Annotated in this window: 14 protein-coding genes; 11 read left to right on the plus strand and 3 right to left on the minus strand. The window is 62.3% G+C overall.

Going from position 1 to position 13908, the window contains the following annotated elements; translation table 11 throughout:
- Positions 1 to 59: 59 nt before the first annotated feature.
- The 3 genes from prpC to OKW40_RS31550 form a co-directional block, all read right to left on the minus strand.
- Positions 60 to 1247 carry a bifunctional 2-methylcitrate synthase/citrate synthase gene (gene prpC, locus OKW40_RS31540; RefSeq protein WP_429352671.1) on the minus strand — a complete coding sequence of 396 codons (1188 nt, stop codon included), beginning with the start codon at positions 1245 to 1247 and terminating at the stop codon, positions 60 to 62.
- A 54-nt stretch (positions 1248 to 1301) separates the two neighbouring features.
- Positions 1302 to 2318: an HpcH/HpaI aldolase/citrate lyase family protein gene (locus OKW40_RS31545; RefSeq protein ID WP_429352670.1), complete on the minus strand. Its 1017-nt coding sequence runs from the start codon at positions 2316 to 2318 to the stop codon at positions 1302 to 1304.
- Between the two features lie 191 nt (positions 2319 to 2509).
- Positions 2510 to 3493, minus strand: a complete 984-nt coding sequence (locus tag OKW40_RS31550; protein ID WP_429493238.1) for a malate dehydrogenase — start codon at positions 3491 to 3493, stop codon at positions 2510 to 2512.
- A gap of 539 nt (positions 3494 to 4032) precedes the next feature.
- On the opposite strand from OKW40_RS31550, the gene OKW40_RS31555 reads away from it, so the two are divergent.
- From OKW40_RS31555 to leuB, 11 genes are all read left to right on the plus strand, one after another.
- Entirely contained in the window at positions 4033 to 4833 is an 801-nt protein-coding gene (locus OKW40_RS31555) for a GntR family transcriptional regulator (RefSeq protein ID WP_184038002.1), read from the plus strand.
- Positions 4834 to 4990: 157 nt separating this feature from the next.
- Positions 4991 to 5407 (plus strand): succinate dehydrogenase, cytochrome b556 subunit, encoded by a 417-nt coding sequence (gene sdhC / locus OKW40_RS31560; protein ID WP_090808277.1) that lies wholly within the window; start codon positions 4991 to 4993, stop codon positions 5405 to 5407.
- Between the two features lie 3 nt (positions 5408 to 5410).
- Entirely contained in the window at positions 5411 to 5779 is a 369-nt protein-coding gene (gene sdhD, locus OKW40_RS31565) for a succinate dehydrogenase, hydrophobic membrane anchor protein (RefSeq protein WP_184038008.1), read from the plus strand.
- A 4-nt stretch (positions 5780 to 5783) separates the two neighbouring features.
- Positions 5784 to 7559 carry a succinate dehydrogenase flavoprotein subunit gene (sdhA, locus tag OKW40_RS31570; protein WP_429493239.1) on the plus strand — a complete coding sequence of 592 codons (1776 nt, stop codon included), beginning with the start codon at positions 5784 to 5786 and terminating at the stop codon, positions 7557 to 7559.
- 26 nt (positions 7560 to 7585) lie between these two features.
- Positions 7586 to 8290, plus strand: a complete 705-nt coding sequence (locus OKW40_RS31575) for a succinate dehydrogenase iron-sulfur subunit (RefSeq protein WP_090808286.1) — start codon at positions 7586 to 7588, stop codon at positions 8288 to 8290.
- Between the two features lie 84 nt (positions 8291 to 8374).
- A complete protein-coding gene (locus tag OKW40_RS31580) occupies positions 8375 to 8647 on the plus strand; it encodes a succinate dehydrogenase assembly factor 2 (RefSeq protein WP_429493240.1) in 273 nt (90 codons plus the stop codon).
- 72 nt (positions 8648 to 8719) lie between these two features.
- Entirely contained in the window at positions 8720 to 10021 is a 1302-nt protein-coding gene (gltA, locus tag OKW40_RS31585) for a citrate synthase (protein WP_184057557.1), read from the plus strand.
- Positions 10022 to 10340: 319 nt separating this feature from the next.
- Positions 10341 to 11750 (plus strand): 3-isopropylmalate dehydratase large subunit, encoded by a 1410-nt coding sequence (gene leuC, locus OKW40_RS31590; protein WP_090808290.1) that lies wholly within the window; start codon positions 10341 to 10343, stop codon positions 11748 to 11750.
- Between the two features lie 5 nt (positions 11751 to 11755).
- Positions 11756 to 11914 carry an entericidin A/B family lipoprotein gene (locus OKW40_RS31595; protein ID WP_184057555.1) on the plus strand — a complete coding sequence of 53 codons (159 nt, stop codon included), beginning with the start codon at positions 11756 to 11758 and terminating at the stop codon, positions 11912 to 11914.
- 84 nt (positions 11915 to 11998) lie between these two features.
- Positions 11999 to 12652: a 3-isopropylmalate dehydratase small subunit gene (gene leuD, locus OKW40_RS31600; protein ID WP_018424120.1), complete on the plus strand. Its 654-nt coding sequence runs from the start codon at positions 11999 to 12001 to the stop codon at positions 12650 to 12652.
- Between the two features lie 90 nt (positions 12653 to 12742).
- Positions 12743 to 13810: a 3-isopropylmalate dehydrogenase gene (gene leuB, locus OKW40_RS31605; protein ID WP_018433950.1), complete on the plus strand. Its 1068-nt coding sequence runs from the start codon at positions 12743 to 12745 to the stop codon at positions 13808 to 13810.
- Positions 13811 to 13908 lie beyond the last annotated feature (98 nt).

Raw genomic sequence — 13908 nt, forward strand, 5'->3', positions numbered from 1 at the left:
CGACCGGTCCGGCGGCCGCGCGGGTTGAACTGCACGCGCTGTGGAGCGCGCAGCGATCGCTATTTTCTCCTATTTAGCGGCACGTACTTTAAATTCTCGGGTCCGGTGTAATTCGCGCTTGGCCGGATGATCTTGTTGTCGACGCGCTGCTCGATGATGTGCGCGCTCCATCCTGCCGTACGCGAGATCACGAACAGCGGCGTGAACATCGCGGTCGGCACGCCCATCATGTGATACGACACCGCGCTGAACCAGTCGAGGTTCGGGAACATCTTCTTCGCGTCCCACATCACCGATTCGAGCCGTTCGGCAATCGAGAACAGTTTCGTGTTGCCCGCTTCCTTCGACAGCTTCTTCGCGACTTCCTTGATGATCTTGCTGCGCGGGTCCGAGATCGTGTAGACCGGATGGCCAAAGCCGATCACGACTTCCTTGTTCTCGACGCGGCGGCGGATGTCGGCTTCGGCCTCGTCAGGCGTCTGGTAGCGCGACTGGATTTCGAACGCGGCTTCATTGGCGCCGCCGTGTTTCGGGCCGCGCAGCGCGCCGATCGCGCCGGTGACCGCCGAGTACATGTCCGAGCCCGTGCCCGCGATCACGCGGCCGGTGAACGTCGACGCGTTGAACTCGTGCTCCGCGTACAGGTTCAGCGACACGTGCATCGCATCGACCCACGCCTTCGACGGCTCGACGCCATGCAGCAGATGCAGGAAATGCCCGCCGATCGAATCGTCGTCGGTTTCGACCTCGATGCGCTTGCCGTTGTGCGAGTAGTGATACCAGTACAGCAGCATCGAGCCGAGCGAGGCCATCAGTTTGTCGGCGATATCGCGCGCGCCGGGCAGGTTGTGATCGTCTTTCTCGGGCAGTACGGTGCCGAGCACCGACACGCCGGTGCGCATCACGTCCATCGGATGCGCGGCGGCCGGAATCCATTCGAGTGCGGCTTTTACGTTGGCCGGCAGGCCGCGCATCGACTTCAGCTTCGTCTTGTACGCGGTCAGTTCGGCCTGGGTCGGCAGCTTGCCGTGGACCAGCAGATAAGCGATCTCCTCGAATTCGCACGCCTCGGCGATGTCGAGAATGTCATAGCCGCGATAGTGCAGATCGTTGCCGGTCTTGCCGACCGTGCACAGCGCGGTGTTGCCCGCGGTCACGCCCGACAGCGCGACGGATTTTTTCGGTTTGAAGCCGCTTTGCGTTTCGTTGCCGCCTGTTGCGCCAGCGGCTTGCGTCGTCTCGCTCATGTTCCGCCTTCTCCTGTGTGCCGGCTCATCGCTGCCGTTTGAAAAACGCGTCGCTTATGTCACCGACTGTCCGTTGGCGCCCACTTGCGCGAAAAGCGGCGCCGCTTCTTGTGGAACAGCGCGGCCGGTGGTTTGCGCGCGGCGCAGCACCGACCAGTAATAGCGGTAGCTCGCACGGTCGTGCAGCGTATCGCCATGACGCGTCGGGCCCCAATGCGCGGACTGCGCGGCCAGCAGGATTTCGGCGGCCGTCGCGATTTCTTCGTCGCGCGGCGCGAACGCGGCGACGATCGCCTCGATCTGCGCGGGGTGGATGCTCCACATGCGCGTGTAGCCGAACTCGTTGCGGGCGCGCTGTGCGTCGTTCGCGACCACGCTCATGTCGCGCACTTCGGTGCTGACGTTGTGCGACGGCACCTTGCCGAACGCATGGCAGGCCGCCGAAATCTCGAGCTTCGCGCGCCGCACGAGCGGATGATCGAATTGGCCCGGCGAGCGCATCGCGGTATCGGGGATCGCGCCGTCGTGCGCGGAGACGAAGTCCATCAGGCCGAAGCTCAGCGCCTCGACGCCCGGCAGCGCGGCGAGTTCGAACACACGCGTAAGCGCGCCGTGGGTTTCGACCAGCAACTGCACCGGCACCGGCTGCGCGAGGCCGAGCTCGCGCCGCGTCGCCTCGATGAACGCGATCATTTCGGCGGCATCGTGAACATTGCGGATTTTCGGCAGCGTGATGTAAGCGGGTGCTCGCTTTGCGGCGCGCAGAATGAGGCGTACGTCGTCGCGCCAGTGCGCGTGAGCGAAGTCGTGGATGCGCACGCCGACGCGGCCGAAGCGGTCATGCCCGGTGCCCAGTAGCGATGCGACCAGTTCCGCGTGCTCGGCCTCGCGGCCGACCTGCGCGCCGTCTTCGCAATCGAGCGTGATATCGAACACCGGGCCGAGTTGCTGCTGTAACGCGAGCGACTTCAGCATCAGCTTTTCGCTGCCCGCGTAGTGATCGCAGGCAGGCAGCACAGCGGGCGGCGCTTCGCCCTCAAACAGCACTTCGGCGGGTGTGAGAACGCGCATCTTCGGCGTGTGGGGCGTGGTGAAAATTAAGGATGTCGGATTCGGGCGTGCTCTGCGCGAGTGCCGTCGGGCAACGGCAAAGCACGTTCGAATCAGAGGCGAATGGCGATGATCGCACGGCCATTCACACGAAAAAAACCGGAACCCGCCGCGCTGACGCTTCGGAGTTCCGGTTCATCGGCATCAGATGCTTAGCCGAGCAGGTGCTGAACGCCGTCGCGCTCTTCCAGCAGTTCCTGCAGCGTGCCGTCCATCTTTTCGCGCGAGAACGCGTCGATTGCCAGACCTTCGACGCGCTTGTACTCGCCGTTTTCGCAGGTCACGGGCACGCCGTAGATGATGTCTTCAGGGATGCCGTACGAGCCGTCCGACGGGATGCCCATCGTGACCCACTTGCCGTTCGTGCCGAGCACCCAGTCACGCACGTGGTCGATCGCAGCGTTAGCCGCCGATGCCGCCGACGACAGGCCGCGCGCTTCAATGATCGCCGCGCCGCGCTTGCCGACGGTCGGGATGAACGTGTTGCGGTTCCATTCTTCGTCGTTGATCAGCTTGGTCAGGTCCTGACCTTCAGCCGTTGCAACGCGGAAGTCGGGGTACATGGTCGGCGAATGGTTGCCCCACACTGCGAGCTTTTCGATCGACGCGACCGGCTTGCCCGACTTGGCGGCCAGTTGCGACAGCGCGCGGTTGTGGTCCAGACGGAGCATCGCGGTGAAGTTCTTCTTCGGCAGATCCGGCGCCGACTTCATGGCGATGTATGCGTTCGTGTTGGCCGGGTTGCCGACCACCAGAACCTTCACGTCGCGGCTGGCGACGTCGTTCAGCGCCTTGCCCTGAACCGTGAAGATTTCGGCGTTGGCCGACAGCAGATCCTTGCGCTCCATACCCTTCGAACGCGGACGCGCGCCGACCAGCAGTGCGATGTCGGCGTCCTTGAACGCGACCTTCGGGTCGTCCGTGATCACGACGCCCGACAGTAGCGGGAATGCGCAATCATCCAGTTCCATCACGACGCCTTTGACGGCGGCTTGCGCTTGCGGCAGATCGAGCAGTTGCAGGATCACCGACTGGTCCTTGCCGAGCAGGTCGCCATTGGCGATGCGGAATAGCAGGGAGTAAGCGATTTGACCTGCGGCGCCGGTGACGGCAACGCGCTTTGCGGGCTTAGCCATTGAGAAATCTCCAGGACGATGCGTTAGACGCTAGGGAAAACGCCATTCTATATGCGCGTTCAGCGAAGCGTGATGAAACACGGCGGAATTCACTGTTCGCGTGCGGGCTCGGAATTGGCGAGACCGGGCGGCGCGTTACGGTAAGACCGCCGTGCCGGAAAGCTGTACTGCGGAGCGGGACGGGATGGCCCAGGGCTTACGCCGGGCCGGGGCCGCAACTGCACGGTGCGGGCTCCTGCAAACAGCGCGTTTCGGCAAGCGTCGGGCCAGCGGGTGCAACACGGAGACAGCGCGCGAATGCAACGGATGGCGGCGAATCGAAACCTGGACTGCGTAGGGGACGGCATGGTGCAGAGTGGCTGCCGGAGCGTCGCGGCGGTGCATCAAACAGCCGCCGCAAAATCCCGCAAACCCTTGCTCGACAAGGAGTGTAGGAGTCGAAACAGACAAAGTCAACAGTATCTTATGTCTTATATAAGACACATCTATCGCGGGGAAAACCCTAGACGTGTCCCAGCCCTTTATGATGAAATGCGCGCATGAATTCGAACCCGGCGAATCCTGTGAACCCGAATGGCCAAGGGGCCGCCGGCGAAGGCGTATCCGCTGTTTCCGCTGCCGCGTCGCCTACCTTCAGCCCCTTATATCAGCAGATCAAGGGCTTGATTACGCAGAGCCTCGAAAGCGGCGAATGGAAGCCGGGCGAGATCATTCCTAGTGAAGTCGAACTGGCCGCGCGTTTCAAGGTGAGTCAGGGTACGGTGCGCAAGGCGATCGACGAACTCGCCGCCGACAACCTGCTGGTGCGCCGCCAGGGCAAGGGCACATTCGTTGCAACGCACAACGAAGAGCGCGCGCAGTTCCGTTTCCTGAGATTGCTCGCCGACGACGGCGCCGAGCATCCGCACGTGAGCCGTCTGCTCGAATGCCGGCGGCTGCGCGCATCGGCGGAAATCGCGCGGCAGCTCGATCTGAAGCCGGCCGATCCGGTCGTGCTGATCAAGCGTTTGCTGCAGTTCGACGGCGAAGTCACCGTGCTCGACGAAATCTGGCTGCCCGGCGTCGTGTTCCGCGGGCTCACGCTCGAGCGGCTGTCGGAGTACAAGGGTCCCCTCTACGCGATGTTCGAGACGGAATTCGGGACCCGCATGATTCGCGCGACGGAAAAAATCCGCGCGGTCGCGGCGGAGCCTTCCGTGGCGGACCTGCTGCATGTGCCGGCGGGTTTTCCGTTGCTGTCGGTCGAGCGCGTGTCCTATACCTATGGGGACCGGCCGGTCGAAGTCCGGCGAGGTTGGTATGTCACAACCGGGTATTACTATCAGAACGATCTGAGCTGAATCGGGCTGAAACGAGGCGCGGCGTCCCACACGCGTGCCAATCGGAAGGCGCTTTTAATGCGCGCGCCGCAAAGGACCCAGCGTGGTTTTCGCTGCAGCGCGATATAAAAAGGCGCTAAAATTGCGGATTAGTGTGACTACATAGTAGGGGTCTAGCATGGCAGAAGCCGTAAAAAAACCGAGGCCGGAATTCCGGAACATCGGTATTGGGCAAATACTGACGGCATACCGTCTCCCGCTGGCGGGGCGCGTGTCGATTCTGCATCGCGTGAGCGGTGCCTTGTTGTTTCTCTTCCTTCCGTTCCTGCTGTTCCTCTTCGATCAGAGCCTGACTTCCGAACTGAGCTTCGAAGTATTCAAAGGCTTCCTCTCCAACATCATCGTCAAGCTGATCACGCTGGTTCTCGCGTGGGCCTTCCTGTTCCACTTCTGCGCCGGCATCCGTCACCTCGTGATGGATACGAATCATGATGCCGTGTCGAAAGAGAAGGGCAAATCGACCTCCATCGTGGTGATCGTCGTGTCGTCGCTGCTTACCATCGCATTCGCGGCAAAACTGTTCGGAGCATTCTAAAAAATGTCAGCCAATAACCGAATCGGTTCGAAGCGTCTCGTCGTCGGCGCGCATTACGGTCTGCGCGACTGGCTCGCGCAACGCGTCACCGCCTGCGTGATGGCGGTGTACACGGTGATTCTGCTCGCGTGGTTCTTCCTCGCGCGCGACTTTTCGTACGACGGCTGGGCGTCGATCTTCGCGACGCAGTGGATGAAGCTCGCCACGTTCGTCACGCTTCTCTCGCTGTTCTACCACGCGTGGGTTGGTATCCGTGACATCTGGATGGATTACGTGAAGCCCGTTGGCACGCGTCTCGTCCTCCAGGTGCTGACGATCCTCTGGCTGCTCGCATGTGCGGGCTACGCTGCGCAGATTCTCTGGAGAGTATAAAAGCATGGTTGCAATCAAGAATTCTCTGCCGCGTCGCCGCTTCGACGTCGTCATCGTCGGCGCGGGCGGCTCGGGGATGCGCGCGTCGCTGCAACTCGCGCGTGCCGGTCTGTCGGTCTGCGTGCTGTCCAAGGTGTTCCCGACGCGTTCGCACACGGTCGCGGCGCAGGGCGGCATCGGCGCTTCGCTCGGCAACATGAGCGAAGACAACTGGCACTACCACTTCTACGACACGATCAAGGGCTCCGACTGGCTCGGCGACCAGGACGCGATCGAGTTCATGTGCCGTGAAGCACCGAACGCCGTCTACGAACTCGAACACTTCGGCATGCCGTTCGACCGTAACGCGGACGGCACGATCTATCAGCGCCCGTTCGGCGGCCACACCGCGAACTACGGCGAAAAGCCGGTGCAACGCGCCTGCGCGGCGGCTGACCGGACCGGTCACGCGCTGCTGCACACGCTGTACCAGCAGAACGTTGCTGCCAAAACGCAATTCTTCGTCGAATGGATGGCGCTGGACCTGATCCGCGACGCCGACGGCGACGTGCTCGGCGTGACCGCACTGGAAATGGAAACCGGCGACGTCTACATCCTCGAAGGCAAGACCACGCTGTTCGCCACGGGCGGCGCGGGCCGGATCTTCGCGGCATCGACCAACGCGTTCATCAACACCGGTGACGGCCTCGGCATGGCGGCCCGTTCGGGCATCGCGCTGCAGGACATGGAATTCTGGCAATTCCACCCGACCGGCGTGGCCGGCGCGGGCGTGCTGATCACCGAAGGCGTGCGCGGCGAAGGCGGTATTCTGCGTAACTCGAACGGCGAACGCTTCATGGAGCGCTACGCGCCGACGCTGAAGGATCTGGCGCCGCGCGACTTCGTCTCGCGTTCGATGGACCAGGAAATCAAGGAAGGCCGGGGCGTCGGTCCGAACAAGGATCACGTGCTGCTCGACCTGTCGCACATCGGCGCCGAGACGATCATGAAGCGTCTGCCGTCGATCCGGGAAATCGCGCTGAAGTTCGCGAACGTCGACTGCATTAAAGAGCCGATTCCGGTCGTGCCGACCATCCACTACCAGATGGGCGGTATTCCGACGAACATCAACGGCCAGGTCGTCGGTACGCCGCGCGGCCCCGAAGAAGTCGTCAACGGTTTCTACGCAGTGGGCGAATGCTCGTGCGTGTCGGTGCACGGCGCGAACCGTCTCGGCACGAACTCGCTGCTCGACCTCGTGGTGTTCGGCCGCGCTGCCGGCAACCACATCGTCAAGCACGTGCAGGAACTGAAGGAACACAAGCCGCTGCCGGCCGATGCAGCCGACTTCGCGCTGTCGCGTCTGGCGAAGCTGGACAACTCGTCGTCGGGCGAGTACGCACAGTCGGTCGCGAATGACATCCGCGGCACGATGCAGAAGCACGCTGGTGTGTTCCGTACCTCGGCTCTGCTGTCCGAAGGCGTCGAGGCCATCCGTGAAGTGGCGGCACGCGTCGACAACATCCATCTGAAGGACAAGTCGAAGGTGTTCAACACGGCTCGCATCGAAGCGCTCGAAGTGGCGAACCTGATCGAAGTGGCACGCGCCACGATGGTCTCCGCCGAAGCGCGCAAGGAAAGCCGTGGCGCGCACGCGCAGAACGACTTCGAACATCGCGACGACGAAAACTGGCTGCGCCATACGTTGTGGTTCAGCGAAGGCGATCGCCTCGACTACAAGCCGGTTCACATGAAGCCGCTGACCGTCGAATCGGTTCCGCCGAAAGCGCGTACCTTCTAAGGCACAAGTCAAAGGAATTCAGAGAAATGGCCAAGCGTACATTTGAAATTTACCGCTACGATCCGGACAAGGACGCCGCTCCGCGCATGCAGACGTACGAGATCGAAATCGACTCGCACGAACGCATGCTGCTCGACGCGCTCATCAAGCTGAAGGCGCTCGACGAAACCCTGTCGTTCCGTCGCTCGTGCCGCGAAGGCGTGTGCGGTTCGGACGCAATGAACATCAACGGCAAGAACGGCCTCGCGTGCCTGACGAACCTGAACGACCTGCCGCAGAAGATCGTGCTGCGTCCGCTGCCGGGCCTGCCCGTCGTGCGCGACCTGATCTGCGACTTCACGCAGTTCTTCAACCAGTATCACTCGATCAAGCCGTACCTGATCAACGATACGCCGCCGCCGGAAAAGGAACGTCTGCAGTCGCCGGAAGAACGCGACGAGCTCGACGGCCTGTACGAATGTATTCTGTGCGCGAGCTGCTCGACGTCGTGCCCGAGCTTCTGGTGGAATCCGGACAAGTTCGTCGGCCCGGCTGGTCTGCTGCAAGCCTACCGCTTCATCGCGGATAGCCGCGACGAGGCAACCGGCGAGCGCCTCGACAACCTGGAAGATCCGTACCGTCTGTTCCGTTGCCACACCATCATGAACTGCGTCGACGTTTGTCCGAAGGGCCTGAACCCGACCAAGGCAATCGGCAAGATCAAGGAATTGATGGTTCGCCGCGCTGTCTAGTATCAATGAGCTCCGCGCTCCCTGGCGCGCGCTGCCCCCGAGAGGGCGGTCAGTGCGCCCGGGCGCGGCGCGGGGTGTACCGACATGACCGAAACATCGCATCAGTCCGACCCTCTCCGCCGCGCGCGTCTTCGCTGGCGCGCACGGCGGGGCCTGCTGGAAAACGACCTGATTTTCGAGCGTTTTTTCAGCCGATATGAGCATGACCTCAGCGATGCCGACGTGGGCGCACTCACGCGCCTGCTCGAGCTGAGCGATAACGACCTGATGGACTTGCTGCTCGCGCGCAAGGAACCGGAAGGCGATCTGGCCGACCCGGACGTGGTCTGGGTTCTGGAGTTGCTGCGCAACGCTTGAGCGCCGCCAGTCCGTTGTTCCAGGCGTGCAATTATCGAAACCCTGTATCCATACTTCGATTGAGGATGTGCTATGACCCCGTCAGATGTTAAAGCCACGCTATCGTTCAGCGACAATTCGCCGAGCGTCGAAATGCCGATTTACAAGGGCACGATTGGCCCGGATGTGATCGACATTCGCAAACTGTACGGCCAGACCGGCAAGTTCACGTACGACCCGGGCTTCATGTCGACGGCGGCGTGCAATTCGGCGATTACCTACATCGACGGCGACAAGGGCGAACTGCTCTACCGCGGCTACCCGATCGACAACCTCGCGCAAAACGCCGACTTCCTCGAAACCTGCTACCTGCTGCTGAACGGCGAGCTGCCGAACCAGAAGCAGAAGGTCGAATTCGTCGGCACCGTCACGAAGCACACGATGGTGCACGAGCAGATGCAGTTCTTCTTCCGCGGCTTCCGCCGCGACGCGCACCCGATGGCAATTCTGGTCGCCGCGGTCGGCGCGCTGTCGGCGTTCTATCACGACTCGCTCGACATCAATAACCCGCGTCACCGCGAAGTGTCGGCGATCCGTATGATCGCGAAGCTGCCCACGCTGGTCGCGATGGCGTACAAGTACAGCATCGGCCAGCCGTTCGTGTATCCGAAGAACGACCTGTCGTACAGCGCGAACTTCATGCGCATGATGTTCTCGAACCCGTGCGAAGAGTACGAGGTCAACGACGTGCTGGTGCGCGCGCTCGACCGTATCCTGATCCTGCACGCTGACCACGAGCAGAACGCGTCGACGTCGACCGTGCGGCTCGCCGGTTCGTCGGGCGCGAATCCGTTCGCGTGTATCGCGGCGGGTATCGCGTGTCTGTGGGGCCCGGCGCACGGCGGCGCGAACGAAGCCGCGCTGACCATGCTGGAAGAAATCGGCTCGGTCGACAACATTCCTGAGTTCATCAAGCAGGTGAAGGACAAGAACTCGGGCGTGAAGCTGATGGGCTTCGGCCACCGCGTGTACAAGAACTACGACCCGCGCGCGAAGCTGATGCGCGAGACCTGCTACGAAGTGCTCGAAGAGCTGGGCCTGCACGACGATCCGCTGTTCAAGCTCGCGATGGAACTCGAAAAGATCGCGCTCGAAGACGAATACTTCGTGTCGCGCAAGCTGTACCCGAACGTCGACTTCTACTCGGGTATCGTGCAGCGCGCGCTGGGCATTCCGACGTCGATGTTCACGTGTATCTTCGCGATGGCGCGTACGGTCGGCTGGATCGCGCAGTGGAACGAAATGATCGCCGATCCCGAGCAGAAGATCGGCCGTCCGCGTCAGCTGTTCATCGGCGAGACGCTGCGTGAAGCGAAGCCGATCGCACAGCGCTGATCGCTGATCGACCTCGATACGCGCGCTTCGCAGCGGCATTCGTGCCGTGCAAAAGCGCGAAATCCGAGTGAATAAAACGCCTCGACGGGTTTACCGTTGGGGCGTTTTCCGTTTCGGCGGCAGCTAGGCGTCGCGCATGCGGCGCATTGGCGTCGCTGGGGCCAACACTTGCCGGGTAACGACGATACAGGTATTGCCACTACCAGCCAACTCCATGTTTTTTATCGGTTTTTTCGTCGGCTGAGCAGCCCACCGCGGTGCGCAGCGTGGCATAATCAATCGACACAGTCAGCCCGCAGTCACTACTACTCCGCATACCATGGCACAGACTCTCTACGACAAATTGTGGAACACGCACGTGGTCCACACGGAAGACGACGGCACCACGATTCTCTACATCGACCGTCACCTGCTGCATGAAGTGACCAGCCCGCAGGCGTTCGAAGGCCTGAAAATCGCCCAGCGTCCGGTGTGGCGCATCAGCGCGAACCTGGCCGTGTCCGACCACAACGTGCCGACCACGGACCGCAGCCACGGCATCGCCGATCCGGTGTCGAAGCTGCAGGTCGACACGCTCGACGCCAACTGCGACGCCTTCGGCATCACACAGTTCAAGATGAACGACCTGCGTCAGGGCATCGTTCACATCATCGGGCCGGAACAGGGCGCCACGCTGCCGGGTATGACGATCGTCTGCGGCGACTCGCACACGTCCACGCACGGCGCATTCGGCGCGCTTGCGCACGGCATCGGCACGTCGGAAGTCGAGCACGTGCTGGCCACGCAAACGCTGCTGCAGAAGAAGAGCAAGAACATGCTCGTGAAGGTCGAGGGCCAATTGCCGCGCGGCTGTACCGCGAAGGACATCGTGCTCGCGATCATCGGCAAGATCGGCACCGCGGGCGGCACCGGCTACGCGATCGAATTCGGCGGCTCGACGATCCGTTCGCTGACAATGGAAGGCCGCATGACGGTCTGCAACATGGCGATCGAAGCGGGCGCGCGCGCCGGCATGGTCGCCGTCGACGACACCACGGTCGAATACCTGAAAGGCCGTCCGTTCTCGCCGCAGGGCGTCGAGTGGGATCACGCGGTCGAGTACTGGAAGCAGTTCAAGTCGGACGACGGAGCGCATTTCGATCGCGTGGTCGAGTTGAACGCTGCCGAAATCGTGCCGCAGGTGACCTGGGGCACGTCGCCGGAAATGGTCACGCCGATCGACGGCCGCGTGCCGGATCCGGAGCGCGAAAAGGACCCGGTCAAGCGCGACGCGATGGAGCGCGCGCTCAAGTACATGGCGCTCGAGCCGAACGCGCCGATCGAGTCGATCAAGCCGGATAAAATCTTCATCGGGTCGTGCACCAACGCGCGCATCGAAGACATTCGCGCCGCGGCTTACGTCGTGAAGAAGCTCGGCCGTCGCGTCGCGCCGAACATCCGTCTGGCGATGGTCGTGCCGGGTTCGGGTCTCGTGAAGGCGCAGGCGGAGCGTGAAGGCCTCGACAAGGTCTTTACCGAGGCCGGTTTCGAATGGCGCGAGCCGGGCTGCTCGATGTGTCTGGCAATGAACGCCGACCGGCTCGAGCCGGGCGAGCGTTGCGCGTCCACGTCGAACCGCAATTTCGAAGGTCGTCAGGGCGCTGGTGGCCGCACGCACCTGGTGAGCCCCGCAATGGCCGCGGCTGCGGCCATCGAAGGGCATTTCGTCGACATTCGCAAGCTCGGATAAATCGCATGATGAAGAACATGGATCGCATCACTCTATTGCGCCGCTTCGCACTCGGCACGTTCGCCGGGCTCCTGCTCGGTCTTGCCGGCTGCAACACGGTGCACGGATTCGGCCAGGACATGTCGCACCTCGGCAATTCGATCAGCAATCACGCTGAGAAATAAGCGGTTTTTGATTTTTGCCGGCGATACGGCGCGGGGGTTCCAGCCGCCAGTCGCATCGCCCGGTCCTGAACAGGCGCAAGCGTCATGGATAAATTCATCGTACACACCGGCGTCGTGGCGCCGCTCGATCGCGAGAACGTCGACACGGACGCGATCATTCCGAAGCAGTTCCTGAAGTCGATCAAGCGCACGGGTTTCGGTCCGAATGCGTTCGACGAATGGCGCTACCTCGACCACGGCGAACCGGGTCAAGACAACTCGAAGCGTCCGCTGAACCCGGATTTCGTGCTGAATCAGCCGCGCTACCAGGGCGCCTCGGTGCTGCTCGCGCGCAAGAATTTTGGCTGCGGCAGCTCGCGCGAACACGCGCCCTGGGCGTTGCAGCAATACGGCTTTCGCGCGCTGATCGCGCCGAGCTTCGCGGACATCTTCTACAACAACTGCTTCAAGAACGGCGTGCTGCCGATCGTGCTGACCGAACAGCAGGTCGATCATCTGTTCAACGAGACGTATGCGTTCAACGGCTTCGAGCTGACGATCGACCTCGAAGCGCAAGTCGTGCGCACGGCCGACGGCGGCACCGAATATCCGTTCGAAGTCGCGGCGTTCCGCAAGTATTGTCTGCTGAACGGTTTCGACGACATCGGCCTCACGCTGCGTCACGCGGACAAGATCCGCCAATTCGAAGCGGAGCGTCTCGCGAAGCAACCGTGGCTGAACAATCGCCTCGTCCGCTAAGCGAAACCGTGAGGGCGTCAGGGGCGTGAAGTTCGCGCGCCAATGTCGGTTTGCGCCAGAAAGATCCGAAAAAATCATCAAGGAATTCGCATGAAGATCGCAGTGTTGCCGGGCGACGGCATCGGTCCCGAAATCGTCAAGGAGGCCGTCAAGGTCCTGAACGTGCTCGGCGAGAAGTTCGAACTCGAAGAAGCGCCGGTCGGCGGCGCGGGCTACGAAGCGAAGGGCCACCCGCTGCCGGACTCGACGCTCGCGCTCGCGAAGGAAGCCGACGCGATCCTGTTCGGCGCGGTCGGCGACTGGAAGTACGACAAGCTCGAACGCGCGCTGCGCCCTGAGCAGGCGATTCTCGGTCTGCGCAAGCACCTGGAACTTTTCGCGAACTTCCGTCCGGCGATCTGCTACCCGCAACTGACGGGCGCGTCGTCGCTGAAGGAAGAGATCGTTTCGGGTCTCGACATCCTGATCGTGCGCGAACTGAACGGCGACATCTACTTCGGCGCGCCGCGCGGCGTGCGTACGTCGCCGGACGGCCTGTTCGCCGGCGCGAAGGAAGGCTTTGACACGATGCGCTATTCGGAACCCGAAGTGCGCCGCATCGCGCACGTCGCGTTCCAGGCGGCGCAAAAACGCGGCAAGAAGCTCACCTCGGTCGATAAAGCCAACGTGCTCGAAACGTCGCAGTTCTGGAAGGACGTGATGATCGACGTGTCGAAGGAATACGCGGACGTCGAACTGTCGCACATGTACGTCGACAACGCCGCGATGCAGCTCGTGAAGGCGCCGAAGTCGTTCGACGTGATCGTGACCGGCAACATGTTCGGCGACATCCTGTCCGACGAGGCGGCCATGCTGACCGGCTCGATCGGCATGCTGCCGTCGGCATCGCTCGACAAGAACAACAAGGGCTTGTACGAGCCGTCGCACGGCTCCGCGCCGGATATCGCCGGCAAGGGCGTTGCCAATCCGCTCGCCACGATCCTGTCGGCCGCGATGATGCTGCGCTATTCGCTGAACAAGGCGGAGCAGGCCGATCGCATCGAAACTGCGGTGAAGAAGGTGCTCGAGCAGGGCTATCGCACCGGCGACATTCTCACGCCGGGTTGCAAGCAGGTCGGCACCGCCGCGATGGGCGATGCCGTCGTGGCCGCGCTGTAAAACGCGTGCACCGCATGCGCTCGCAGAGCGAAGGCATGCGGTGGTCAGGTCAACGATACTGGCCTTTTAAAAACGCGAATCGGGCCTTGAAACAGGCC

This window comes from Paraburkholderia sp. RAU6.4a, from assembly GCF_050435625.1.
Taxonomy (GTDB): domain Bacteria; phylum Pseudomonadota; class Gammaproteobacteria; order Burkholderiales; family Burkholderiaceae; genus Paraburkholderia; species Paraburkholderia tuberum.